The organism is Pseudomonas sp. H1_D04, assembly GCF_054683855.1.
The window spans coordinates 278,270-300,307 of sequence record NZ_CP162826.1; the positions used below are offsets into that span (position 1 = coordinate 278,270).

Consider the following 22,038-nt stretch of genomic DNA (forward strand, 5'->3'; position numbering starts at 1 on the left):
AGTTGAGTACTGACACCCTGATCATCAACCCGCAGAAGCCGTCGACCTGCTCTGTCAGCGACCTTATGCAAGCAAGAAACGACATCACATCGCCAGCAGGACGTTTCCTGGAACATGGCGTCAATATTCCGCCCGAACTTTGCATGTCAAAATTATGCAGCCCCACTGGGAGAGGGCAAATCCGGGTAAGATGCGCGCCTTTGCTCCCCCAGATAAGCCGACCATGCCCGCGAACGCCCGCTTCCCTGCCCTGCCCTATTTCTTCGCCCTGATCCTCGGCCTGCTGGCCCTGGTCGGCTATTGGTATGGCCTCGGCCGTCCGGTGGTGTTGCCGGATGTCGCCAGTGCCAGCCATAAACTGCAATGCGCGTCCTACACGCCGTTCGACAAAGACCAATCCCCGTTCGACCAGCCGTTCAAACTACGCCCCGAGCGGATGGACGCCGACCTGGCCCTACTGGCCACCCGATTCGAATGCATCCGCACTTACTCCATGACCGGCCTGGAAGCCCTGCCAGGCATGGCGCGCAAACATGGCCTCAAGGTGATGGCCGGCGCTTGGGTCAGCAGTGATCCGGTGGCCACCGAAAAAGAAATCGACGAGTTGATCGCAGCGGCAAACGCCAACCCGGACGTGGTGACCTCGGTGATCGTCGGCAACGAAGCGCTGTTGCGCAAGGAAGTCACCGCCGCGCAGTTGGTGAAGCTGATCCAGACAGTCAAAAGCCAGATCAAACAACCGGTGACTTACGCCGATGTCTGGGAGTTCTGGCTGCAACACCCGGAAATCGCCCCGGCGGTGGATTTCCTGACCATTCACCTACTGCCCTACTGGGAAGATGATCCTTCGAGCATCGACCAGGCCCTCAAGCACGTGGGCGATGTGCGTCAGACCTTCGGCAACAAGTTCGCGCCCAAGGACGTGCTGATCGGCGAAACCGGCTGGCCCAGCGAGGGTCGCCAGCGTGAAACAGCCGTGCCGAGCCGAGTCAATGAAGCCAAGTTCATGCGTGGTTTTGTGGCGATGGCCGAAGCCAATGGCTGGCGCTACAACCTGATCGAAGCGTTTGACCAGCCGTGGAAACGTGCCAGCGAAGGTGCGGTAGGCGGCTACTGGGGCTTGTTCGATGCTGATCGCCAGGAAAAGGGCATCCTCGCCGGCCCGGTGACTAACGTGCCGTACTGGCCGCTGTGGTTGGGGGTGGGTGGTGTCATCCTGCTCGGGACGTTGGTGCTCGGTGGTCGCGTTCGCAGCAGTCGCGCCGCCATGGCCCTGCCGCTGCTCGGCGCAGTGGCGGCCTGCTCTATCGGAACCTGGGCCGAACTGACCCGCGTGACTGCGCGATTTAATGATGAGTGGGTGTGGGCGGCGTTGTTGATGACGCTCAACTTGCTGGTATTGGCTCATGCAGCACTGGCATTGAGCACTCGGGAAGGTTGGCGCGAGCGGGCCTTCAATTGGCTGGAACAGCGTGCGGGCTGGCTGGTGGCAATCGCCGGCTTTGCCGGTGCGGTGATGATGCTGGCGCTGGTGTTTGACCCACGCTACCGCAGTTTCCCGAGTGCGGCGCTGCTACTGCCGGCGTTGGTGTATCTGGTTCGTCCGGTGACCGGGCCACGCCGGGAGATTGCACTCTTGACCTTTATCATCGGTGCCGGCATTGCGCCGCAACTATACCGTGAAGGCTTGCTGAACCAGCAGGCGTGGGGTTGGGCGGTGGTCAGTGGGTTGATGGTTGTGGCTTTGTGGCGGTGCTTGCGGATGCGCAAGGCGTAACACCGCTATCGGGGGCAAGCCCCCTCCCACATGAGAACGCATTCCAAAGGTGGGAGGGGGTTTGCCCTCGATTGGCCTTATCAGGCGCCCCGCGGCTGCCTGACCAACCGCAACCCCGCAATCACCAGTGCAAACACCGCAAACGTGGTGTTGTACAACGCCAGGGCCGGGAACCCGAACACCAGCCCCAGCACTGCCAATCCCCAGCCCACGCGACCCGGCACGAAAAACGCCAGCACCGAGGTCACCAGTGCGGCCCAGCCCAGCACCTTAAAGTGAATCATCAAGCCCAGGTTCGAACGCACCTGGCATTCCCAGCGGCTGGCCTCGTCGGCACAGATGCCGACCCACTGGCCATCTTCCATAAAGCCGTAACGTGCGCCGTAACTGGCAGCCAGCCATAACGGCAGGGCAATAAGCAGCAGAATCAAGGGCAAGCGGCGGGACATGGAGGACTCCGATAGGCAAAAACGGCGCTCAGCTTAATGCGCCAGCGGTCGTTAGCAAGGTGCATACACACAATTAGTGTTCACTAATGCATGGCAAAGTGTATCGTCTCGCTACTATTACCCCGATTCCGACGTTATTTTCCGACTTTTCGTGCCGAGAGCTGGCACTTCGGTGGCAACGCGGTGGTCATAGCCTGCGAACTTCATTAAGCACGTTTCCTCTTAGGGATTAAGTCATGCTCCGTTCCTTGCGCTGTGCTGCCTTACTGGGCAGCCTTTTTTTGAGTGCGTCAGCACTGGCGGTCGATATCGACCAAGCCAGCTATGGCTACCCTTTGACCAACCCGTTCGAAGCGACCATCGCCACCACTCCGCCTGACCTTCGGCCGACATTGCCGAGTGATAGCGAAATCAACCAGTCCGACTACACCCTGAACATGCGCCCAGAGCGCGAGTTCAGCCTGCCGGACAACTTCTGGGCGGTGAAGAAGCTCACCTACCGCATCGCCAAGCAAGACCGCGCCGCGCCGCTGATCTTCCTGATCGCGGGCACCGGTGCGCGGTTCGATAGCAGCATCAACGAATACCTGAAAAAACTGTATTACCAAGCCGGCTATCACGTAGTGCAACTGTCGTCGCCTACCAGCTTTGACTTCATCAGTGCCGCCTCGCGCTTCGCCACCCCGGGGATCACCCAGGAAGACGCCGAAGACATGTACCGCGTGATGCAAGCCGTGCGTGCGCAAAACGCCTCGCTGCCAGTGACCGACTTCTACCTCACCGGCTACAGTCTCGGCGCCCTGGATGCAGCGTTCGTCAGCAAACTGGACGAGACCCGCCGCAGCTTTAACTTCAAGAAAGTGCTGCTGCTCAACCCGCCGGTCAACCTCTATACCTCGATCACTAACCTCGACAAGCTGGTACAGACCGAGGTCAAGGGCATCAACAACACCACCACCTTCTATGAACTGGTGCTGAACAAGCTGACTCGCTACTTCCAGCAAAAGGGCTATATCGACCTCAACGACGCCCTGCTCTACGACTTCCAGCAATCCAAGCAGCACTTGACCAACGAACAGATGGCCATGCTGATTGGCACGTCGTTCCGCTTTTCGGCGGCCGACATTGCCTTTACCTCGGACCTGATCAACCGCCGCGGCCTGATCATCCCACCGAAGTACCCGATCACCGAAGGCACCAGCCTTACGCCGTTCCTCAAGCGTGCACTGCAATGCGATTTCGACTGCTACCTCACCGAACAGGTAATCCCGATGTGGCGCGCCCGTTCCGATGGCGGCAGCCTGTTGCAACTGGTTGACCAGGTCAGCCTGTACGCCCTCAAGGACTACCTGCACGCCAGCCCGAAAATCGCCGTCATGCACAACGCCGACGACGTAATCCTCGGCCCGGGCGACCTTGGTTTCCTGCGTAAAACCTTCGGCGATCGCTTGACCGTCTACCCACTGGGCGGCCACTGCGGCAACCTCAATTACCGCGTCAACGCCGACGCCATGCTGGAGTTCTTCCGTGGCTAAATATCTTCTGCTGCTCGCCGCCCTGATGTGCGCGGGCGTAGCCAATGCCGACAACAGCAAGGCTCACGCGCCGGTCGTGGTGGATTCCGACGGTTTCAAAGAGCCGTTAAGCAAACTTAAATTCAACCCGGGTCTGGACCAGCGCGAGTTTGAACGCTCGTCCGTCAACGCCCTCAACGTGTATGACCCGCTCGAATCGTGGAACCGCCGCGTGTACCACTTCAACTACCGCTTCGACCAATGGGTGTTCCTGCCCGTGGTCGACGGCTACAAATACGTGACCCCGAGCTTCCTGCGCACCGGCGTGAGCAACTTCTTCAACAACCTGGGCGACGTGCCCAACCTGTTGAACAGCTTGCTCCAACTCAAAGGGCACCGCTCCCTGGAAACCACTGGCCGCCTGCTGCTCAACACCACCGTCGGCATCGCCGGCCTGTGGGACCCGGCCACCGCCATGGGCCTACCGCGCCAGAGCGAAGACTTCGGCCAGACCCTGGGCTTCTACGGCGTCCCCGGCGGGGCGTATTTGGTACTGCCGATCTTCGGCCCATCGAACTTGCGCGACACCGGCGGCTTGCTGGTGGACTACACCGCGGAATCGCAGATCAACTTCCTGAACGTCTCGGAAGTCAGCTCCAACCACCCGGAAATCTGGGCCCTGCGCGCGGTGGACAAGCGTTATCAGACCAGCTTCCGTTATGGTCAGATGAACTCGCCGTTCGAGTATGAGAAGGTGCGGTATATCTACACGGAATCGCGCAAGTTGCAGATTGCCGAGTAATCACCTCTAGCTTAATTAAAAGGCCATCCAGGCAATCTGGATGGCCTTTTTTTTCGCACAACAGACTCAAGCAACCTCCCACAGAGCACGCACACTTTGCCCGGGAACTATCCCTGGGGAAAAACTCAATACTAAGAGTGTGCCTCTCAGGTTCAGTTAACGCCTGAAGCAGCAGACGCCCCCAACCAAAGAACATCCCATCAGACGCTTTATTTTAAAGGCCGACACAGATGCTGTTATCCAGCGCTTCAGTAACACACTCAAACGTGGACAAGGTTCTGACGACTACCTCCACACATCAGAACGAAGTAAAGCACGCGCCGCCGACCCAAAATACCGGCCGGGACGAGGGTGACTATCGTAGCCATCACGACTTCTACGAGGATCCGCTTTTTGCTTCGGTTTTCGGCACTAGCACCAAGCCTTCTGTGCTCACTAAAACCCAACTCCAAGCGTTTTTCCTCAAAGTCGGCGGCGTTCCCCAGTATGAGTTGCATAAACTCACGCCCTACGACCGCGCGAACATCGCAGCCAATGCTCTTCGGGTACTTAAATACATTGATAGCACCCCACATGCCTTTTCGACGCCCAACAACGACCGCATAGACACTGGCTTTAAGAGTCCATCAGCGCACAACGCTTCAACTCCGAACAACGGCAAGATGCACCTTTGGAACTCCGAAGCGAGCATGCTTGTACGCTTCACGGAAGAAGGCTATCCAGGGCTGCAACCCGGTCCGAGATAAGCGGCACCACGATCAGACCGAACGCCCTTATAGCGCCCTGAACACAGATGCGTGACTGCGAACTTCACGCCTGACGTTTAGTGCGCTGCCATACCTTGCGAACCAGCGACACCATCATCAACACCAGCGCACCGGCGATAATCCCCGCCACCGCATTCAGCAAGGTCGGCATCAACCAAGCGATTGCGCCGGCGCTCTGACTCACCGATTCGATCCAGTGATGCACCACCGGTACGCCGTGGGTGAGGATGCCGCCACCGACCATAAACATCGCAGCCGTGCCGATCACCGACAGGCTTTTCATCATGTATGGCGCCGCACTCAGGATCCCACCACCGATGCTGCGCGCTACCTGACCGGGCTTCTGGGCGAGCCACAGACCCAAGTCGTCCAGCTTGACGATACCGGCCACCAGCCCATAGACGCCGATGGTCATGACAATGGCGATGCCCGACAGCACGATCACCTGCTGGGTCAACTGCGCGTCAGCCACAATACCGAGGGTAATGGCGATGATTTCGGCGGAGAGGATGAAGTCGGTGCGGATCGCGCCTTTGATCTTGTCTTTTTCGAACGCCACCAGATCGGTCGCCGGGTCCGCTACGGCGTCGGCCAACTGCGCGTGCTCGGCCTGGTCTTCAGCTTTGCTGTGAAGGAATTTGTGCGCGACTTTCTCGAAGCCTTCAAAACACAGGTAGGCGCCGCCGAGCATCAACAGCGGCGTCACCGCCCACGGCGCAAAGGCGCTGATCAACAGTGCAGTGGGCACCAGGATCAGTTTATTGACGAACGAGCCCTTAGCCACCGCCCACACCACGGGAATTTCACGCTCGGCGCGCACACCGGAAACCTGCTGGGCGTTGAGCGCCAGGTCGTCACCCAGCACGCCGGAGGTCTTCTTCGCGGCCATTTTTGTCATCAAGGCAACGTCATCGAGTACCGCGGCGATGTCATCAATCAACACCAACAAGCTGCTTCCTGCCATGAATCGCACTTCCGTAAGGGGGGATGGCGCGAGCATAACGCGGCGCAAGGCGTTGCGGGCACATTGTTGAGGCCCGCAGATAGCCGGTGCTACCATGCGCAACCGCCGGTATTGGCAAGGAAACTCCTGGTTTATGAGCACCATTCGCGAGCGCAACAAAGAAAAAATCCTGCGGGCGGCAAGCGAGGAGTTTGCCGACAAGGGCTTCGCCGCGACCAAAACCAGCGACATTGCCGCCAAGGCCGGCCTGCCCAAGCCCAACGTCTATTACTACTTCAAGTCCAAGGACAACCTCTACCGCGAGGTACTCGAAAGCATTATCGAGCCGATCCTGGCCGCTTCCACGCCGTTCAATCCGGACGGCGCCCCCAAAGAAGTGTTGAGCAACTACATCCGCTCGAAAATCCGCATCTCCCGCGACTTGCCGTTTGCCTCCAAGGTGTTCGCCAGCGAAATCATGCACGGCGCCCCGCACCTGAGCAGCGATCAGGTCGAACAGCTCAACGCCCAGGCCAAGCACAATATCCAATGCATCCAGAGCTGGGTGGATCGTGGGTTGATTGCGGCGATCGACCCGAATCACCTGATGTTCAGCATCTGGGCGGCGACGCAGACCTATGCGGATTTCGACTGGCAGATTTCGGCGGTGACCGGCAAGGCCAAGCTCGATGAAGCGGATTACGAAGCGGCGGCGCAGACCATTATTCGGTTGGTGCTCAAGGGTTGTGAACCCGACTGATACACCGAGGTGTGGGTGCCAATCGGGGGCAAGCCCCCTCCCACATGGTGAACTGCGAACGCGGTCAAAATTGTGCGAGGGGGCTTGCTCCCGATGGGGCCCTGACAGTCACCGACGATTAGGCTGACACCCCAGCATCCGCCCACAACCCCACCCCCTCGATCGCCGTGATCGCACACTGCTCATCAATATCCGACGTATCCCCGCTGATACCGATTGCCCCCAGTACCGCCCCGTCCTGATCCCGAATCAACACGCCTCCCGGTGCCGGCACGACGCTGCCCTGCCCCAGGCTATTCAACGCCGCAATAAACGCCGGTCGTTGCTGCGCATCCAGTGCCAGCAAGCGCGAGCCCTTGCCCAACGCAATCGCCCCCCAGGCCTTGCCGATGGCGATTTGCGGGCGCAGCAGGCTGGCGCCGTCTTCGCGCTGCAGGGTGATCAAGTGGCCGCCGCTGTCGAGGACCGCAATGGTCAGCGGTGCCGCTGAAATCGTGCGGCCTGCAGTGAGGGCCTGGCTGGCCAGTTGGGTGGCAATCTTCAAGGTTAAAGCGCTCATGGTGCCGTCCTTCTTTTGTTATTGGGAAAGCGGTGGAGGTCTGTTTGATCAGATGCTCGATCAAACAAATAGAACACAATGACATTTGTTTTTGTATACAATATTTTCACACAAAGGCTCCATACTTCGAAAAAAGCCGTTCCGACGAACGCAAAGACCAATCAATAAAATGGATTGACCTGCGCATCCCGCCGTGAATACACTTTGAACAGACACCACTTGTATACAATTACAAAACGCAAGAGGCACCAAAACATGAGCAAAATGAGAGCAATCGAAGCCGCCGTCCTCGTCATGCGCCGTGAAGGCGTGGACACCGCCTTCGGCATCCCAGGCGCCGCGATCAACCCGCTGTACTCAGCCTTGCAGAAGGTGGGTGGCATCGATCACGTCCTTGCTCGCCACGTTGAAGGCGCCTCGCACATGGCCGAGGGTTACACCCGCACCAAGGCCGGGAATATCGGCGTGTGTATCGGCACCTCGGGCCCGGCGGGCACCGACATGGTCACCGGCCTCTACAGCGCCTCGGCCGACTCGATCCCGATCCTGTGCATCACCGGCCAAGCCCCTCGTGCACGGATGCACAAGGAAGACTTCCAGGCCGTGGACATCACCAGCATCGTCAAGCCGGTGACCAAGTGGGCGACCACCGTCCTGGAACCGGGTCAGGTGCCCTACGCGTTCCAGAAAGCTTTCTATGAAATGCGCTCAGGCCGACCAGGCCCAGTGCTGATCGACCTGCCATTCGACGTGCAGATGGCCGAAATCGAATTCGACATCGACGCCTATCAGCCACTGCCCCTGGCCAAACCACTGGCAACACGCATCCAGGTCGAAAAAGCCCTGGCCCTGCTCGACGCGGCCGAACGTCCGTTGCTGGTCAGCGGGGGTGGCGTGATCAACGCCGATGCCAGCGAGCTGCTGGTGGAATTCGCTGAACTCACCGGTATCCCGGTGATTCCAACCCTGATGGGCTGGGGCACCATCGCCGATGATCACCCGCTGATGGTGGGTATGGTCGGCCTGCAAACCTCCCACCGTTATGGCAACGCGACCATGCTCAAGTCGGACGTGGTGCTGGGCATCGGCAACCGCTGGGCCAACCGCCACACCGGTTCGGTAGAGGTCTACACCGAGGGCCGCAAGTTCATCCACGTCGACATTGAGCCGACCCAGATTGGTCGTGTTTTCACGCCGGACCTGGGCATCGTTTCCGACGCCGGTGCGGCGCTGACAATGTTTATCGAAGTGGCCCGCGAGTGGAAAGCCGCCGGCAAGCTCAAGGACCGCAGTGCCTGGCTGCATGACTGCCAGCAGCGCAAAGCCACCCTGCACCGCAAGACTCACTTCGACAACGTGCCGGTCAAGCCGCAGCGCGTGTACGAAGAGATGAACCAGGTGTTTGGCAAAGACACCTGCTACGTCAGCACCATCGGCCTGTCGCAGATTGCCGGCGCGCAGTTCCTGCACGTCTACAAGCCACGCCACTGGATCAACTGCGGCCAGGCTGGCCCGCTGGGCTGGACCATTCCCGCCGCACTCGGCGTGGTCAAGGCCGACCCAAGCCGCAAGGTGGTGGCGTTATCCGGCGACTATGACTTCCAGTTCATGATCGAAGAACTGGCCGTGGGCGCGCAGTTCAAGCTGCCGTACATCCATGTAGTGGTGAACAATTCCTACCTGGGTTTGATCCGTCAGGCACAACGTGGCTTTGAAATGGACTACTGCGTGCAGCTGTCTTTCGACAACCTCAACGCCCCGGAACTCAATGGATATGGCGTGGACCACGTCGCCGTCGCCGAAGGCCTGGGTTGCAAGGCCCTGCGTGTATTCGAGCCAGGCCAGATCCAGCCGGCGCTGCGCAAGGCCCAGGAGATGATCGAAGAGTTCAAGGTGCCAGTGATCGTCGAAATCATTCTGGAGCGCGTGACCAATATTTCCATGGGCACCGAGATCAACGCCGTCAACGAATTCGAAGACTTGGCCCTGGTCGGCAACGATGCACCGACTGCCATTTCCCTGCTTGACTAAGGAGAACCTTATGCCGCGTTTCGCCGCCAACCTGTCCATGCTGTTTACCGAACAGGATTTCCTTGCCCGTTTCAAAGCGGCCGCCGATGCCGGTTTCGAAGGTGTCGAGTACCTGTTCCCGTATGAATTCAGCTCGGCTGACATCAAGGCACACCTCGACGCCAACGGCCTGACCCAGGTGCTGTTCAACCTGCCAGCCGGTGACTGGGCCAAAGGCGAACGCGGCCTGGCGTGCCATCCGGACCGGGTCGAGGAATTCCGCGCCGGGGTCAAGCTGGCCATCGCTTACGCCCAAGTGCTGGGCAATACCCAGATCAACTGCCTGGCGGGCATTCGGCCACAAGGCGTTGACGACGACATCCTGGAAAGAACCTTCGTCGCCAACCTCAAGTACGCCGCCGACAAGCTGCAAGCAGCGGGCATCAAGCTGGTGATGGAGATGATCAATACCCGCGACATCCCCGGCTTCTACCTGAACACCACAGCGCAAGCCCTGTCGATCCGCGAGCAGGTGGGCAGTGCCAACCTGTTCCTGCAGTACGACATCTACCACATGCAAATCATGGAAGGCGACCTTGCCCGGACCATGGCCACGCACCTGGATGAGATCAACCACATCCAGCTGGCGGACAACCCTGGGCGCAATGAGCCGGGCACGGGCGAGATCAACTATCGCTTCCTGTTCGAGCATCTGGATCGGATTGGCTACTCGGGTTGGGTCGGCTGTGAGTACAAGCCGTTGACCACCACCGAAGCGGGCCTGGGTTGGCTTAAAACCCATAACGCCATCTGACAGACACCACACAAAACCCTGTGGGAGGGGGCTTGCCCCCGATAGCGGCGGGTCAGTCAGCAATGTTTTGCCTGACACACCGCCATCGGGGGCAAGCCCCCTCCCACATAAGAAGAGGATTTCACCATGGCTAAAATCGGATTTATCGGCACCGGCATCATGGGCCAACCCATGGCCGCGAACCTGCAGAAAGCAGGTCACCAACTGTTTCTTTCCGAGCACCACGGCAAGGCGCCGGCCGAGCTGATCAACGCTGGCGCAGTGGCCCTGGCCAATCCGCAGCAAGTCGCCCAGGAAGCCGAATTCATCATCGTCATGGTGCCCGACACCCCGCAGGTCGATGACGTGCTGTTCCGCGCCGACGGCGTCGCCGCTGGCTTGTCGCCGAACAAGGTTGTGATCGACATGAGTTCGATCTCGCCCACTGCCACCAAGGCATTCGCAGCGAAAATCAACGAGACCGGTGCACAGTACCTCGATGCACCGGTGTCCGGCGGTGAGGTCGGCGCCAAGGCCGGCACCCTGAGCATCATGGTCGGCGGCGAGCCCCAGACCTTCGAACGTGCCCAGCCCCTGTTCCAGAGCATGGGCAAGAACATCACGCTGGTCGGCGGCAATGGCGATGGCCAGACGGCCAAAGTGGCCAATCAGATCATCGTTGCGCTGAACATCCAGGCGGTGGCCGAAGCGCTGCTGTTTGCCTCGAAAAACGGCGCCGACCCGGCCAAGGTGCGTGAAGCGCTGATGGGTGGGTTTGCCTCGTCGAAGATTCTGGAAGTGCACGGCGAACGCATGATCAAGGGCACCTTCGATCCTGGCTTCCGCATCAACCTGCACCAGAAAGACCTGAACCTGGCCCTGGCCGGAGCCAAGGAGTTGGGGATCAACCTGCCGAACACTGCCGGTACCCAGCAGGTGTTCAGTACGTGCACGGCAATTGGTGGCGGCAACTGGGATCACTCGGCGCTGATCAAGGGGCTGGAGCATATGGCGAATTTCTCGATTCGCGATAAGTAACCCGCCAGTGGAAACACCTTGAATGTGGGAGGGGCTTGCCCCTGAGGACAGTGTTTCAGCCCAGTCATCTACGTCTGACACACCGCTATCGGGGGCAAGCCCCCTCCCACACTTGATCGCATTCCAAATCTGAAATTGCTGCACCTCTAATAACAAAAATCCCCGGGAGCCCGCTTATGTCGGTCGATCCGCAACACCTGCTTCGCGAGCTGTTTGCCACAGCCATCGACGCCGCCCACCCCCGGCAAGTCCTTGAACCCTTTCTGCCCGCCGACCGCACCGGCCGCGTGATCGTGATCGGCGCCGGCAAAGCCGCCGCCGCCATGGCACTCGTCGTCGAGAACTGCTGGCACGGCGAGGTCACTGGCCTGGTGGTCACCCGCTACGGCCATGGCGCACCGTGCAAAAAAATCGAAGTGGTTGAAGCCGCCCACCCCGTCCCAGATGCTGCCGGCCTGGCCGTGGCCAAGCGCGTGCTGGAGTTGATCAGCAACCTCGGCGAAGAAGACCGCGTGATCTTCCTGCTCTCTGGCGGCGGCTCTGCATTACTGGCCCTGCCCGCCGAAGGCATCACCCTGGCGGACAAACAAACCATCAATAAGGCGTTGCTTAAATCCGGCGCGACCATTGGCGAGATGAACTGCGTGCGCAAGCACCTCTCAGCAATCAAAGGCGGTCGGTTGGCCAAGGCCGCATGGCCGGCAACGGTGTACACCTACGCCATCTCCGACGTGCCGGGCGACCAGGCCACGGTGATTGCCTCCGGCCCTACCGTCGGCGACCCGAGCACCTCGCAACAAGCCCTGGCGATTCTCAAGCGTTACGGGATCGACGCACCCGCCTCCGTGCGCAGCTGGCTGCAAAACCCGGCCTCGGAAACCGTCAAACCCGGCGATCCGATCCTCGCCCGCAGCCACTTCCAATTGATCGCCCGCCCCCAGCAATCCCTGGAAGCCGTGGCCGTAAAAGTACGCCAGGCCGGTTTCAGCCCGCTGATCCTCGGTGATCTGGAAGGTGAAGCGCGGGACGTGGCCAAAGTGCACGCGGGCATTGCCCGGCAGATCGTGCAGCACGGCCAACCGTTGGCAGCGCCGTGCGTGATCCTGTCCGGCGGTGAAACTACCGTCACAGTGCGCGGCAATGGCCGGGGCGGGCGCAATGCGGAATTTCTGCTGAGCCTGACCGACAGCCTCAAAGGCCTGCCCGGCGTGTACGCACTGGCCGGCGACACCGACGGCATCGACGGTTCGGAAGACAACGCCGGCGCAATCATGACGCCTTGCAGCTACCGCCGCGCCGAAGCCTTGGGCCTGAGCGCCAGCGATGAGTTGGATAACAACAACGGCTACGGCTATTTCGCGGCGCTCGACGACTTGATCGTCACCGAGCCAACCCGCACCAACGTCAACGACTTCCGCGCCATTCTGATCCTTGAGAGCACTGCCCATGACGCCTGACAAGAAGGTCAAGATCCTCGCCACCCTGGGCCCGGCCACCGACGGGATCGATGACATCCTCGAACTGGTAGAAGCCGGGGTGAATATCTTCCGCCTCAACTTCAGCCACGGTGACCACGCCGATCACGCCCAGCGCTACCAATGGATTCGCCAGGTGGAGCGCCAGCTCAACTACCCGCTGGGCATCCTGATGGACCTGCAAGGGCCGAAGCTGCGAGTCGGGCGTTTCGCCGAAGGCAAGGTGCAATTGGTGCGCGGCCAGGCCCTGCGCCTGGACCTGGATGAGACCCCGGGCGACCAACGCCGGGTCAACCTGCCCCACCCGGAAATCATTGCAGCGCTGGAGCCGGGCATGGACCTGCTGCTGGACGACGGCAAGCTGCGCCTGCGGGTGATCACCAAGCACACCGATGCCATTGATACCACCGTGCTCAATGGCGGTGAGCTTTCCGACCGCAAGGGCGTGAACGTGCCACAAGCGCTGTTGGAACTGAGCCCTCTGACCGCCAAGGACCGCCGCGACCTGAGCTTCGGCCTGGAGCTGGGCGTGGACTGGGTGGCGTTGTCGTTCGTGCAACGCCCGGAAGACATCCGCGAAGCCCGCGAGCTGATCGGTGACAAAGCCTTCCTGATGGCCAAGATCGAGAAGCCGTCTGCCGTCCAGCGCCTGCGGGAAATCGCCGAACTGAGCGACGCGATCATGGTGGCCAGAGGCGACCTGGGTGTGGAAGTACCGGCCGAGAGCGTGCCGCAGATCCAGAAGGACATCATCAGCACCTGCCGTCAGTTGGGTAAACCGGTGGTGGTCGCCACGCAGATGCTCGAATCCATGCGTTTCTCACCGGCGCCCACCCGTGCCGAAGTCACCGATGTGGCCAACGCCGTGGCCGAGGGCGCGGATGCGGTGATGCTGTCGGCAGAAACCGCATCGGGCGAGTACCCGCTGGAAGCCGTGCAGATGATGAGCAAGATCATCCGCCAAGTGGAAAACGGTCCGGATTACCAGGCGCAACTGGACGTCAGCCGGCCCAAAGCCGATGCCACCGTGTCGGACGCCATCAGCTGCGCGATCCGTCGTATCAGCAGCATCCTGCCGGTGGCGGTGCTGGTGAACTACAGCGAATCCGGCAGCTCCAGCCTGCGCGCTGCACGGGAACGGCCCGTGGCGCCGATTCTTAACCTCACGCCGAACCTGTCCACGGCGCGACGGCTGAGCGTGGCGTGGGGCGTGCACTCGGTGGTCAATGATCGGCTGCGCCAGGTGGATGAGGTGTGTTCCACGGCACTGGAGATTGCCCAGGCTCAGGGTATGGCGCAGCGCGGGGATACGTTGGTGATTACGGCGGGGGTGCCGTTCGGGCAGCTGGGGTCGACCAACTCTTTGCGTATAGAGACGCTGATCTAGCGCCTGTAGAGGCCCCATCGGGGGCAAGCCCCCTCCCACACTTGATTGGATTCACATCGTTAGATGTGTGAATGCAGTCCAATGTGGGAGGGGGGCTGGCCCTCGATGGGGACAACTCAGTCTCACTGAATCCCCATCATGCACAACCAGACCTGCCCCGACTGGGCCGAAGCGCTGCTCAACGGCTTCAGCCAAATCTTCCTGCAACGCCAGCCGCTGTGCGGCTTGCTGTGCCTACTGGCCATCCTGATCGGCGCTCCGGCCTTGCTCGGCGGTGCACTGCTGGGTGGCGTGGCCGGGTTGCTCACGGCCCAGCGCCGGGGTTATCCCAAAGCTGAACGCCAAGCTGGCTTATATAGCTACAACGGCGTGTTGCTGGGCTTGTTGATCAGCGAGCATTTCGCGTGGTCTGCCTTGTTGCCGCCGCTGATCCTGGCGTGTGGCGGCCTGAGTGCGATTCTCACGCGGCAATGGCTCAAGCACGCGACGCAACCGGATGACTTGCCTGCCTACACCGCGCCGTTTGTCATGCTGGGTTGGCTGCTGCTGGGCACTGCGGCGCCAAACACCTTCGCCCTGGGCGCGCCGGACGCCCTGGCTTTGTTCAGCGCGCCCTTCACTGGCCTGGCGCAAATCATGCTGCTGGATCAGCCCGTGGCCGGCGTCTTGATTGCCCTTGGCCTGTGGCTCGCCAACCGACGCGCGGCCATCTGGGCCTTGATCGGCGCCAGCGCCGGCGTGCTGATCGGCGTCATGCTGGAGGACAGCACCGGCGCCCTCCTCGGCCTGCACAGCTACAACCCGGCCCTCGCGGCCCTGGCCCTGAGCCAAGCGCGTCGCCAAGCCTGGCTGCCGCTGCTCGGCATCCTGCTGGCGATCCTTCTGACACCGGGCTTTGCCGCCCTGCACCTGCCCGCGCTCACCGCGCCGTTTATCCTCGCCTGCTGGCTGGTACGCGCCGGTCGCCGAATCGTGCAGAAACCGCGCATGGACAGCCCCTTCGAATCCCCCTAGGCTTGCTCGATCTTCGATTCGGGCGGGACTTATGGACAGCAACAACGACTGGCGCCAGCGGCTCTACGTCATGGTTTTTCAGAGCGACACCGTCGCCGGGCGGCGCTTTGACGGCATCTTGTTGCTGATCATCCTCGCCAGCCTGGTGATCGTGATGCTCGACAGCATCGACCAGATCCACCAGAACTACGCCAATGTGCTGGCGTATATCGAGTGGGGCTTCACCGTCATCTTCCTGATCGAGTACGGGCTGCGCCTGTACTGCTCGCCCAAGCCGTTGCGCTATGCCTTCAGTTTTTACGGGCTGGTGGATTTGCTCGCCATCGTGCCCGGCATCCTTGCGCTGTATTACAGCGATGCGCAGTACCTGCTGATCATCCGCATCATCCGCATGCTGCGGATTTTCCGCGTGCTCAAGCTCAGCCCGTACCTCAAGCAAGCCAACTACCTGATGGCGGCGTTGCGCGGCAGCAAGCAGAAGATCGTGGTGTTCCTGGTGAGCGTATGCACCCTGGTGACGGTGTTCGGCACCTTGATGTACGTGATCGAAGGCCCGGAACACGGGTTTACCAGCATTCCCAAAGGCATCTATTGGGCGATCGTCACCCTGACCACCGTGGGCTTTGGCGATATCGTTCCGAAGACGCCGCTGGGCCAAGTGATTTCGTCACTGGTGATGATCACCGGTTACTCGATCATCGCAGTGCCCACGGGCATTTTTACCGCCGAGCTGGCCAGTGCCATGCGCGGTGAACAGCTGCAAACCGACTGCCCGGTGTGCAAGAAAAACAGCCACGAGCCCAATGCGGCGTTCTGCTCGCGCTGCGGCAGTAATCTTTTCAAGAAAGTGGAATAAGCAAAGTTCTTTTTAATCTTTAAGCGACTATGGCACCCCGGCTATAGTCGCTGGCAAATGGCCTTACCCCTTCTCCCGAACAACAAGGAATGAGCAGTGAAAAAACTCGTTAGCGCCTCTCTCCTGGCCGCCGGTCTTGCCCTGGCGGGCGCCGTGCACGCCGCACCGGTCACACTGCTCAACGTCTCCTATGACGTAATGCGCGATTTCTACAAGGACTACAACGCCGCGTTCCAGAAGCATTGGGAAGCCGAGCACCCGAACGACAAGCTGACCCTGCAAATGTCCTTCGGCGGTTCCAGCAAACAAGCGCGTTCGGTGATCGACGGTCTGCCCGCTGACGTGATCACCATGAACATGGCCACCGACATCAACGCCCTTGCCGACAACGGCAAACTGGTGCCAGACAACTGGGTCACGCGCCTGCCCAACAACAGCGCGCCGTTCACCTCCGCCACCGTGTTTATCGTGCGCAAGGGCAACCCCAAGGCGCTGAAAGACTGGCCGGACCTGCTCAAGGATGGCGTGCAAGTGATCGTGCCTAACCCGAAAACCTCGGGTAACGGCCGCTACACCTACCTGTCGGCCTGGGGTTATGTGCTCAAGAACGGCGGCGATGAAGAAAAGGCCAAGACCTTCGTCGGCAAGCTGTTCAAGCAAGCGCCTGTGCTCGACACCGGTGGCCGTGCAGCGACCACCACGTTCATGACCAACCAGATCGGCGACGTGCTGGTGACCTTTGAGAACGAAGCCGAAATGATCGCCCGTGAATTCGGCCGTGATCAGTTTGAAGTGATCTACCCAAGCGTTTCCGCTGAAGCCGAACCGCCGGTGTCAGTGGTCGACAAAGTGGTCGAGAAGAAAGGCACCCGTGTGGCCGCCGAAGACTACCTGAAGTACCTGTGGTCGCCGGAAGGCCAGGAAATCGCCGCCAACAACTACCTGCGCCCGCGTGATCCAAAAGTCCTGGCCAAGTACACCGACCGCTTCCCGAAAGTCGACTTCCTGTCGGTGGAGAAGACCTTTGGTGACTGGCGCACCGTACAGAAGACCCACTTCAATGACGGTGGCATCTTCGACCAGATCTACTCCGGTCAATAACTAAGAAACGCGGTAAAAAATGTGGGAGGGGGCTTGCTCCCGATAGCAGCGTGTCAGCCACTACACCCAGTGACTGACACTCCGCCATCGGGGGCAAGCCCCCTCCCACATTTGGCTTTCTGTATGGCCGTTGCATCGGTAGTGTCACACCACCTTAGTTGTTTCTGAATGTATCATCAGCCAGCATAAGTGATATCACCACGAGCGCCCTACTCGTGCGTACGCCTTGGCTTTACTCTCGCTCGCCATCTTCCTCCGCTTTTATGAGAACACCATGAACGCTACTCCCCACACTACAAGCACCATGACCCGCGGGATGGTGATGCTGTTTGCGTTCTGCTGCGGCGCCATCGTTGCCAACATTTACTACGCGCAACCGATCATTGAACTGATCGCCCCGGACATCGGCCTTACGCCGGCCATGGCCAGCCTGATCGTGTCCCTGACGCAAATCGGTTATGCCCTGGGACTCTTCTTCCTGGTGCCGTTGGGCGACCTGCTGGAAAACCGCAAGCTGATGATCCTCACCACCGTGGTGGCCATCGCCAGCCTGCTGGGCGCAGCGTTCACCGCACAGCCGAACCTGTTCTTGCTGGTGTCGCTGCTGATCGGATTCAGTTCAGTATCGGTGCAGATCCTGATCCCGCTGGCCGCGCACCTGGCGCCTGCCGAGTCCCGTGGCCGTGTGGTCGGTAGCATCATGGGCGGTTTGTTGCTGGGCATCCTGCTGGCACGGCCTGTCTCCAGCGTGGTGGCGGACCACTTCGGCTGGCGTGCGATGTTCATGGCGGCGGCGGGGTTGATGGCGTTTATCAGCGTGGTGCTGATGCTGACCATCCCCAAGCGCCAACCCGACCACAGCGCCACATATGGCCAATTGCTGGGCTCGCTGGGCACCTTGTTGCGTCGCCAGCCCGTGCTGCGCCAGCGCGCGTTTTACCAAGGCTGCATGTTTGCCACCTTCAGCCTGTTCTGGACCGCCGCGCCACTGGAGCTGGCGCGTAATCACGGCCTGAGCCAGAGCGAAATCGCCCTGTTCGCCCTGGTCGGTGCCTTGGGCGCCATCGCCGCGCCCATCGCCGGGCGCCTGGCGGATGCCGGTCACACTCACCGCGCTTCGTTGCTGGCGATGCTGTTCGCCGCGCTGAGCTTCCTGCCGGCGTTCGTGCATCCGCTGTACAGCGTGATCGGCCTGGCGGTAACCGGTGTGGTCCTGGACTTCTGCGTGCAGATGAACATGGTCCTGGGCCAACGCGCCATCTACGCCCTCGACGCCAACAGCCGCAGCCGTTTGAACGCGCTGTACATGACCAGCATCTTCATCGGCGGCGCCTTTGGCTCAGCGATTGCCAGCAGCGTGTATGAACACGGCGGCTGGCTCGGGGTGATGCTGGTCGGCAGCGCATTCCCGCTGGTGGCGTTGTTGCGGTTCCTGAGTGCGTCCCGGCGGGTGGCGGTCGCAACCGCTTAAGAGCGCACCAACTTCTCCAGAGCCGCGTCCGCCAGAAATGACGAGCGGCTTTTGACCTTGTGCTCACGCACATAACGGTCGATTCGCTGGATGACATAACCGGGCAAGGTCGCATTGACCTTCTCGGTCTTGCCCAGATAAGGCGAGATCTCCAACGCCAGTATCCCCCAGCCCATCCCCGCATAGTCCTCATGAGCGCGATGGTTCGCGACTGACGTTGGCATCGGAATCGTCCCGCCCTCTGCAGCGATCTCCTGCAGCAGGATGTGCGCGACTTACACGGCAGCGTTGCAAGCCTCTTCAAAGCTGTACCCGGCGGTGACAGCGCCTGGAATATCGGGGATTTGAATTCCGGTGGAGGTAAAGTCATCGCTCCATTCGATAAAAATATGATGTCTGCCCGTGACACGATCCAGTACCCATCCAGCCTCTTGCAGCTCCTTGATCAATCACCTGCTTTGCACTCCAGCCTCCTTGGCTTGGCCTGAACAAAAACAACCCTAGAGTTTTCTTTGCTCAAGCACAGAACCTCTCAGCCTGACTGGCGGTGGTTTTACCGAATGTTGAGCGCTGCCGAGTGAAACCTCGGAATCCGCCCGTTGAGCGACGGCCAGTAACCGAATGACCCCGCGCCCGCCAGCAAGGCAGGCTGGCGACGGAGCAGCGCAAGGATGGTTTGGGACGCAATGATCAACGCCAGCCGCTGGCCAGGACATTGATGAGCGCCGAAACCAAAGCTGAAGCTGCGCCGCTGCGGGCGTTCAAGCACAAAACTATCGGGCATCGGGTTTGCCGCAGGGTCACGATTGGCGGACGCCAGCACCACCAGGAGGGTATCCCCGGCCTCCAGCACGCGGTTACCGATGACACACCGGTCGGCAACAAACCGCCGAGTGTTCTGCACTGGGGAATCGAAGCGCGCCACTTCTTCAACCAGCGCCATGACCTGGGCGGGCGCGTGCTGAACCTGCTCCAGCAGATCAGGCTGCCGGACGAGCATCACCAATGTGTTACCTATCAGGCCGGCCGTGGCTTCGCAGGTCTGTGACAGCAGCCCGATCAGGTTCGCGGTCAACACGTCAGTGTCCATCCAGTCGCCTGTGCGGATGTGCGTCATCAACGCCGAAGCTTCAAGTACGTTGCCGAACATTTGCGTCAACTGCGACGCTCCGATGTCGGCGTTATGCCGTTGGGCCTCGTTGCTCAGCGGCGAGAGGCAGGCGACGAAATCCCGTGTCAGCTCGGCAACTGCTGCTGTCTGCCCAGTTGGAAAACCCAGCAACGCCGCAACCGCCGAGACCGGCAAGGTGAACATCAACGCCTCCAGGTTATCCACGCGGTCGATAAGGCTGCCGACCACCTCCGCGACGGTCCCGACGCCTACGCCAGCCAATGCCGGTTCGACTGCTGCTCGCGGGCATCGATGGGCCGTCCCTTCATTCATCCGCATCAAGCGGGCAAATACCTGGCCTGCAGCGCCTTGCGCAATCGCAGCAGGCACCGGCTCGTGATGCGGGCGTACTCGACAATCCGGGTGAGCCAGAACAGCCGCAACCACCTCGGCAGTACTGGCGACCCACAGCCCAAGTTCGGCGTCGAACAGCAACCCGCCAGTACGTCTCAGGCGTGAGTAATAGTCATAAGGGTCAGCGTGGGTAGCGGCTTCAAGCGGTGTCATTCAGGACGTCCTGTTCACGAAGAACCGCTACTATCAGCCACCTCACCCGGTAACGATTCGCTCAGGAACGAAATATGAATGGCCAGGACGACGACGCCGCACTCTCACAGGTCGCCGGCGCAATTGCAGAACCTGCGCGCACGAAAATGCTCTGCGCGCTGATGGATGGGCATGCGCGTACCAGCACCGAAATGGCGGTGATTGCCGAGGTCAGCACCTCAACCGCCAGCGCGCACTTGGCCCGGCTCAAGGACGACGGCTTGATCACGCTGCACACGCAGGGTCGTCACCGGTACTACAGCCTCGCCGGTCCGTCGGTGGCTCAGGCGATTGAAGGGTTGATGGTGATCAGCCGCAACAGCGCCAAGGCGTTTGTGCCGAGCACGCCCACGCGTCTGCAGTTTGCGCGCACCTGCTACGACCACATGGCGGGTACGTTGGCGGTCACGTTGCACGACCATTTCATTGAGGCCGGCTGGTTGACTGGGAACGACAGCTACCAACTCAGCGCACGCGGCGACAAGGCGATGGTTGAACTTGGGATCGATGTGGCGGCGCTGCGCACGCAACGACGGCGATTCGCCTGCGCCTGCCTGGACTGGAGCATGCGCCGCCCGCACCTGGCGGGTGCTTTGGGCGCGGCGCTTTTGCAAAACGCTGTTCGCCGTGAATGGGTAACACAGGACCTGGATAGCCGCGCACTGAGTGTGACGCCAAAGGGCCGCAAAGCGCTCAAGGCCCGATTTGGAACAACGATCTGCGAGCCATGAAGATCACCAGCCAAACTCGCCGATGCGGAGCAGGATCAGGCGCATACCGAATGCCCAGCATCCAGGCAGTGCAGCAGGCGCTCGACCGTGTGCTCCAAGGGGCCGGAGTTATCCAGCACAAACAACCCTGAACCACTGCCGGCGATCAGCTCTTGAGTAAACCGCGCATTGCGCGCCAAGCGCTCCTCGATGTCGGCCGGCAACTCTCGTCCCCGCGCGATCAAGCGCTGGCGTAACACGCCTTGATCCACGGTCAGCAATAGCACCAGCATCTGCGGATAACGCGCGCGGGCCTGCGCCAGGTGTGCACGCGAGCCGTTGACCAGAACGTCATCCCCCGCCGCCAGCCAATCGTCGATTTCCCGTGGAATGCCATAGGACAAGCCGTTGGCCTGCCAACTGAGGGCAAACGCCCCCTCGGTACGCATCACCGCAAACTGCTCCGCGCTCACACCGTGCGCCGCCTCGCCCACGGCTTCCGCCGAACGGGTGATGACGCGCCGCACGATGCGGCAGCCGCGCTCGGCCAACTGCGGACGGGCGGCATCCAGCAGGCTGTCCTTGCCCGAACCCGATGGCCCGATGAGATAGATCAACCTGCCCGCCATCAACACACCCTCTTCGCTTGTCGCCAGACTTATGCACCACAGGAAGCCCTTCGCGGCGCCTGGCTTGCATCAGCTCGGCCCGCTGGCCCGTACAAATGCCGCCTGCAACAGGCTGGGCGGATAGCGATCACTGAAAAGTATATCCAGCAATCCTTCGGCAGCCAGGCCGGCGGCGGCCACATTACCCGAGTGCGACCCGCCGCGCATCAGGTTCGGCGCCACCACAAAGACGAGTGATGCCTCCCCGAACAATCCTACAGCCAGCA

At 60.8% G+C, this 22,038-nt stretch carries 20 protein-coding genes and 2 pseudogenes; 15 read left to right on the plus strand and 7 right to left on the minus strand.

What is annotated here, in order from left to right:
• The first annotated feature begins 223 nt into the window (after positions 1 to 223).
• A complete protein-coding gene (locus AB4N82_RS01330; RefSeq protein WP_122752715.1) occupies positions 224 to 1,777 on the plus strand; it encodes a glycoside hydrolase family 17 protein in 1,554 nt (517 codons plus the stop codon).
• Between the two features lie 80 nt (positions 1,778 to 1,857).
• Here AB4N82_RS01330 and AB4N82_RS01335 read toward each other — a convergent pair whose 3' ends face one another.
• Positions 1,858 to 2,226: a hypothetical protein gene (locus AB4N82_RS01335; protein ID WP_032889146.1), complete on the minus strand. Its 369-nt coding sequence runs from the start codon at positions 2,224 to 2,226 to the stop codon at positions 1,858 to 1,860.
• A 236-nt stretch (positions 2,227 to 2,462) separates the two neighbouring features.
• Between AB4N82_RS01335 and AB4N82_RS01340 the strand changes: the two genes are divergently transcribed.
• The 3 genes from AB4N82_RS01340 (at position 2,463) to AB4N82_RS01350 (ending at position 5,288) form a co-directional block, all read left to right on the plus strand.
• Positions 2,463 to 3,761, plus strand: coding sequence for a serine/threonine protein kinase (locus AB4N82_RS01340; RefSeq protein WP_032889143.1), 1,299 nt, complete (start codon positions 2,463 to 2,465; stop codon positions 3,759 to 3,761).
• Positions 3,754 to 4,542: an MlaA family lipoprotein gene (locus AB4N82_RS01345; protein ID WP_032889141.1), complete on the plus strand. Its 789-nt coding sequence runs from the start codon at positions 3,754 to 3,756 to the stop codon at positions 4,540 to 4,542. Before AB4N82_RS01340 ends, AB4N82_RS01345 begins: the two co-directional genes overlap by 8 nt.
• A 230-nt stretch (positions 4,543 to 4,772) precedes the next feature.
• Entirely contained in the window at positions 4,773 to 5,288 is a 516-nt protein-coding gene (locus AB4N82_RS01350) for a hypothetical protein (RefSeq protein WP_163034876.1), read from the plus strand.
• A 64-nt stretch (positions 5,289 to 5,352) separates the two neighbouring features.
• Here the strand turns inward: AB4N82_RS01350 and AB4N82_RS01355 are convergent, their stop codons facing one another.
• Complete coding sequence (locus AB4N82_RS01355; RefSeq protein WP_099601481.1) at positions 5,353 to 6,273, minus strand: DUF808 domain-containing protein; 921 nt, start codon at positions 6,271 to 6,273, stop codon at positions 5,353 to 5,355.
• A 133-nt stretch (positions 6,274 to 6,406) separates the two neighbouring features.
• On the opposite strand from AB4N82_RS01355, the gene AB4N82_RS01360 reads away from it, so the two are divergent.
• The gene (locus AB4N82_RS01360) at positions 6,407 to 7,012 is read left to right on the plus strand and encodes a TetR family transcriptional regulator C-terminal domain-containing protein (protein ID WP_122765346.1); all 606 of its coding nucleotides are present in this window, start codon (positions 6,407 to 6,409) and stop codon (positions 7,010 to 7,012) included.
• Between the two features lie 118 nt (positions 7,013 to 7,130).
• On the opposite strand, the gene AB4N82_RS01365 is transcribed toward AB4N82_RS01360, so the two are convergent.
• Entirely contained in the window at positions 7,131 to 7,571 is a 441-nt protein-coding gene (locus AB4N82_RS01365; protein WP_095184250.1) for a GlcG/HbpS family heme-binding protein, read from the minus strand.
• 255 nt (positions 7,572 to 7,826) lie between these two features.
• On the opposite strand from AB4N82_RS01365, the gene gcl reads away from it, so the two are divergent.
• From gcl to AB4N82_RS01410, 9 genes are all read left to right on the plus strand, one after another.
• Entirely contained in the window at positions 7,827 to 9,602 is a 1,776-nt protein-coding gene (gcl, locus tag AB4N82_RS01370; RefSeq protein ID WP_032889133.1) for a glyoxylate carboligase, read from the plus strand.
• Positions 9,603 to 9,612: 10 nt separating this feature from the next.
• Positions 9,613 to 10,395 (plus strand): hydroxypyruvate isomerase, encoded by a 783-nt coding sequence (gene hyi / locus AB4N82_RS01375; RefSeq protein WP_122752712.1) that lies wholly within the window; start codon positions 9,613 to 9,615, stop codon positions 10,393 to 10,395.
• Positions 10,396 to 10,521: 126 nt separating this feature from the next.
• Positions 10,522 to 11,412, plus strand: coding sequence for a 2-hydroxy-3-oxopropionate reductase (locus tag AB4N82_RS01380; protein WP_122765345.1), 891 nt, complete (start codon positions 10,522 to 10,524; stop codon positions 11,410 to 11,412).
• Between the two features lie 176 nt (positions 11,413 to 11,588).
• The gene (locus AB4N82_RS01385) at positions 11,589 to 12,869 is read left to right on the plus strand and encodes a glycerate kinase type-2 family protein (protein ID WP_122752710.1); all 1,281 of its coding nucleotides are present in this window, start codon (positions 11,589 to 11,591) and stop codon (positions 12,867 to 12,869) included.
• Positions 12,859 to 14,274: a pyruvate kinase gene (gene pyk / locus AB4N82_RS01390; RefSeq protein WP_032889126.1), complete on the plus strand. Its 1,416-nt coding sequence runs from the start codon at positions 12,859 to 12,861 to the stop codon at positions 14,272 to 14,274. The genes AB4N82_RS01385 and pyk overlap by 11 nt, the downstream gene beginning before the upstream one ends.
• A gap of 138 nt (positions 14,275 to 14,412) precedes the next feature.
• A complete protein-coding gene (locus tag AB4N82_RS01395; RefSeq protein WP_122765344.1) occupies positions 14,413 to 15,288 on the plus strand; it encodes an urea transporter in 876 nt (291 codons plus the stop codon).
• A 31-nt stretch (positions 15,289 to 15,319) separates the two neighbouring features.
• Positions 15,320 to 16,144, plus strand: coding sequence for an ion transporter (locus tag AB4N82_RS01400; RefSeq protein WP_032889122.1), 825 nt, complete (start codon positions 15,320 to 15,322; stop codon positions 16,142 to 16,144).
• Positions 16,145 to 16,240: 96 nt separating this feature from the next.
• Positions 16,241 to 17,245, plus strand: coding sequence for a sulfate ABC transporter substrate-binding protein (locus AB4N82_RS01405; protein WP_032889121.1), 1,005 nt, complete (start codon positions 16,241 to 16,243; stop codon positions 17,243 to 17,245).
• Between the two features lie 274 nt (positions 17,246 to 17,519).
• Positions 17,520 to 18,716, plus strand: coding sequence for an MFS transporter (locus AB4N82_RS01410; protein WP_081797774.1), 1,197 nt, complete (start codon positions 17,520 to 17,522; stop codon positions 18,714 to 18,716).
• On the opposite strand, the pseudogene AB4N82_RS01415 reads toward AB4N82_RS01410, so the two are convergent.
• Positions 18,713 to 19,132: pseudogene (locus tag AB4N82_RS01415) on the minus strand (type II toxin-antitoxin system HicB family antitoxin). The gene AB4N82_RS01410 and the pseudogene AB4N82_RS01415 overlap by 4 nt on opposite strands.
• Positions 19,133 to 19,269: 137 nt before the next feature.
• Positions 19,270 to 20,394: a cytochrome P450 gene (locus tag AB4N82_RS01420; RefSeq protein WP_122765343.1), complete on the minus strand. Its 1,125-nt coding sequence runs from the start codon at positions 20,392 to 20,394 to the stop codon at positions 19,270 to 19,272.
• A 74-nt stretch (positions 20,395 to 20,468) separates the two neighbouring features.
• Between AB4N82_RS01420 and AB4N82_RS01425 the strand changes: the two genes are divergently transcribed.
• A complete protein-coding gene (locus AB4N82_RS01425) occupies positions 20,469 to 21,164 on the plus strand; it encodes an ArsR/SmtB family transcription factor (RefSeq protein WP_122765342.1) in 696 nt (231 codons plus the stop codon).
• A gap of 35 nt (positions 21,165 to 21,199) precedes the next feature.
• Here the strand turns inward: AB4N82_RS01425 and phnN are convergent, their stop codons facing one another.
• Together phnN and AB4N82_RS01435 are read right to left on the minus strand one after the other, a co-directional pair.
• Positions 21,200 to 21,772, minus strand: coding sequence for a phosphonate metabolism protein/1,5-bisphosphokinase (PRPP-forming) PhnN (gene phnN, locus AB4N82_RS01430; protein WP_122765341.1), 573 nt, complete (start codon positions 21,770 to 21,772; stop codon positions 21,200 to 21,202).
• Positions 21,772 to 22,003: pseudogene (locus tag AB4N82_RS01435) on the minus strand (alpha-D-ribose 1-methylphosphonate 5-triphosphate diphosphatase); the annotation flags it as partial. The pseudogene AB4N82_RS01435 and the gene phnN, both read right to left, overlap by 1 nt.
• Positions 22,004 to 22,038 lie beyond the last annotated feature (35 nt).

Bases quoted from the DNA above. Each gene is read 5' to 3' on its own strand.
- AB4N82_RS01335 (WP_032889146.1), bottom strand. From the start codon at position 2,226: ATGTCCCGCCGCTTGCCCTTGATTCTGCTGCTTATTGCCCTGCCGTTA.
- AB4N82_RS01395 (WP_122765344.1), top strand. From the start codon at position 14,413: ATGCACAACCAGACCTGCCCCGACTGGGCCGAAGCGCTGCTCAACGGC.
- AB4N82_RS01400 (WP_032889122.1), top strand. From the start codon at position 15,320: ATGGACAGCAACAACGACTGGCGCCAGCGGCTCTACGTCATGGTTTTT.
- phnN (WP_122765341.1), bottom strand. From the start codon at position 21,772: ATGGCGGGCAGGTTGATCTATCTCATCGGGCCATCGGGTTCGGGCAAG.
- AB4N82_RS01420 (WP_122765343.1), bottom strand. From the start codon at position 20,394: ATGACACCGCTTGAAGCCGCTACCCACGCTGACCCTTATGACTATTAC.
- pyk (WP_032889126.1), top strand. From the start codon at position 12,859: ATGACGCCTGACAAGAAGGTCAAGATCCTCGCCACCCTGGGCCCGGCC.
- AB4N82_RS01330 (WP_122752715.1), top strand. From the start codon at position 224: ATGCCCGCGAACGCCCGCTTCCCTGCCCTGCCCTATTTCTTCGCCCTG.
- AB4N82_RS01355 (WP_099601481.1), bottom strand. From the start codon at position 6,273: ATGGCAGGAAGCAGCTTGTTGGTGTTGATTGATGACATCGCCGCGGTA.
- gcl (WP_032889133.1), top strand. From the start codon at position 7,827: ATGAGCAAAATGAGAGCAATCGAAGCCGCCGTCCTCGTCATGCGCCGT.
- hyi (WP_122752712.1), top strand. From the start codon at position 9,613: ATGCCGCGTTTCGCCGCCAACCTGTCCATGCTGTTTACCGAACAGGAT.
- AB4N82_RS01360 (WP_122765346.1), top strand. From the start codon at position 6,407: ATGAGCACCATTCGCGAGCGCAACAAAGAAAAAATCCTGCGGGCGGCA.
- AB4N82_RS01340 (WP_032889143.1), top strand. From the start codon at position 2,463: ATGCTCCGTTCCTTGCGCTGTGCTGCCTTACTGGGCAGCCTTTTTTTG.
- AB4N82_RS01425 (WP_122765342.1), top strand. From the start codon at position 20,469: ATGAATGGCCAGGACGACGACGCCGCACTCTCACAGGTCGCCGGCGCA.
- AB4N82_RS01380 (WP_122765345.1), top strand. From the start codon at position 10,522: ATGGCTAAAATCGGATTTATCGGCACCGGCATCATGGGCCAACCCATG.
- AB4N82_RS01410 (WP_081797774.1), top strand. From the start codon at position 17,520: ATGAACGCTACTCCCCACACTACAAGCACCATGACCCGCGGGATGGTG.
- AB4N82_RS01365 (WP_095184250.1), bottom strand. From the start codon at position 7,571: ATGAGCGCTTTAACCTTGAAGATTGCCACCCAACTGGCCAGCCAGGCC.
- AB4N82_RS01350 (WP_163034876.1), top strand. From the start codon at position 4,773: ATGCTGTTATCCAGCGCTTCAGTAACACACTCAAACGTGGACAAGGTT.
- AB4N82_RS01385 (WP_122752710.1), top strand. From the start codon at position 11,589: ATGTCGGTCGATCCGCAACACCTGCTTCGCGAGCTGTTTGCCACAGCC.